This is a genomic window from Flavobacterium cyanobacteriorum, assembly GCF_002251835.1.
Taxonomy (GTDB): domain Bacteria; phylum Bacteroidota; class Bacteroidia; order Flavobacteriales; family Flavobacteriaceae; genus Flavobacterium; species Flavobacterium cyanobacteriorum.
Map to the genome: position 1 here is coordinate 1 of NZ_NOXV01000035.1, position 1892 is coordinate 1892.

At 32.6% G+C, this 1892-nt stretch carries 2 protein-coding genes; both read right to left on the reverse strand.

Annotated elements, in window-relative coordinates:
* Positions 1 to 27: 27 nt before the first annotated feature.
* On the reverse strand, positions 28 to 753 hold the full coding sequence (locus CHU92_RS00290) for a response regulator transcription factor (RefSeq protein WP_094411451.1): 726 nt from the start codon (positions 751 to 753) through the stop codon (positions 28 to 30).
* A 5-nt stretch (positions 754 to 758) separates the two neighbouring features.
* A complete protein-coding gene (locus CHU92_RS00295; protein WP_094411453.1) occupies positions 759 to 1811 on the reverse strand; it encodes a sensor histidine kinase in 1053 nt (350 codons plus the stop codon).
* Between the last annotated feature and the right edge of the window lie 81 nt (positions 1812 to 1892).

Sequence of the window (1892 nt, forward strand, 5' to 3'; positions counted from 1 at the left end):
CAACCCTTTTTTATTTAACAAATAAGTTTAAACCACTTCATTATATTTTTTTTTGAAGAGCTTGCTGAAATTGCTATAATTATCAAATCCGAGTTCTAAAGCTATATCATTTAAACTAAGATGGCTTTGAAGCATAAGGGATGTGCACTTTTCGAGTTTACACTCAAGTATATACTGGTAGGGCGTTGTTCCGGTATAGAGCTTAAAAATATTAATGAACTGGTGTTTTTTCCATGGGGTCAGGCTTATTAATTCTTCCAGGTGTAGTTTTTCATGAAGGTTATTATTTATATGTTGGATAACTTTTTTAATCCGGTAGGGAGTATCATCTTTTATTTCAGGAGATTTGATCTGGTTGATATTTATCTTGTTATGCCTGAAATTATATAAAGCCAGGTCTATATTTGTAAGTATATCAGTGGGCTTATAAGGTTTTACAATATAACCGGAAGGAAATGTATTCTTCACATTGATGAGGGTGTTTTTATCTGATAGCGATGTCAGGAATATAAAGGGGATAGTACCTTTATTGTTAAGGTATTCACCTATTTTTATGCCATCAAAGTTTTTGCCCAGCATAATATCAACTAAAACCAGGTCAGGATTAAAGTCTTCAATTTTAGATACCGCTTCATCATATGAAGTTATGTTGGTAATACACCTGAAGCCTTCATTGCGCAAAATACGGCTGATATCTGCTGCGATTATGAGCTCATCTTCAACTACCAGTATTAAATTGTTACTTTTTTCCATATTTTTCAGTCAATATAATATGTAATCCTGTAGAAAATGTTCCCGGGGTATGAAATTTCCAATTTGCCATTGATTTGCTGGACTAAAAGTGAAATCAGCTCTGAGCCAAAAGAGCCTTTCCTTTTTTTGGTATTTGCCGGGACGGTGCCATTATCATAATACTCCAGTATAAATTCATGGTTATCAGGAGAACTGAGCCTAATGTTAATTATGGTATCCGGTTGCTGTGGCTGTACGTGTTTTACCGTGTTTAAAATCATTTCGTTAAGTATAAGGCCCAGCGGGATAGCCTTTTGAATGTCAAACGTATATTCCGGTATGTGGGTATCGAAGCTAAGGGTGTTTTGCTTGTTGTGATAGGCAGCAATCATAGACGCTATAAGTTCTTCTACATATACATTAAAATTTATTTCATTTAAATTCTCAGTGTTATAAAGGCTTTCATGTATCAATGCCATAGAAAGTATCCTGGATGTAGCTTCTTCAAGAAATTGATTTACATCTGTAACGTTATCACCATTTACCTGGAGGTATAGCAGGCTTATAACCATTTGGAAGTTATTCTTTACCCTGTGGTGTATTTCTTTTATCAGCAGGTTTTTTTCTAAAAGGTTTTTTTCCAGTTCGTTTTTTTGATGTTCAATGATATCATTTCTTTTTTTAAGTTTCTCACTGTTCTTTTTTTTATTTCTGTATCCTCGATATAGAAAAAATACAATTAAGAGGGCTATGATTAATGATGCAATCAGTAAAAATGTCTTTTTACGCTCGTTTTCTATCTGAAGTTGTTTCTTTAAAGTTTCTTCCGTAAGTTCGCTTACTTCCGCTTTTTTTTGTGCCAGGTCAATAGATGAAGTAAGTCGATTAACTTCGATATCTTTTTGGAATACTATTTTTTCCTGTTCTATAATTGATGCTTCTTCTAGAAGTTTAATAGCTTGTTCTGCGTTGTTTTCTTTTAGTCGTATTTTACTTAAATGCTTTTTACACTCAGCTAAGATTGTCAAATCTTCGAAAGTTCGTGTATATTTTTCTTTCAAAAATTTTATGGTTTCCATAAAATGAAATTTTGCAACATCATAATTATAATTATTTAGTACACGACAAAAAATATAATTGATTAAAAATCAATCCTGTCC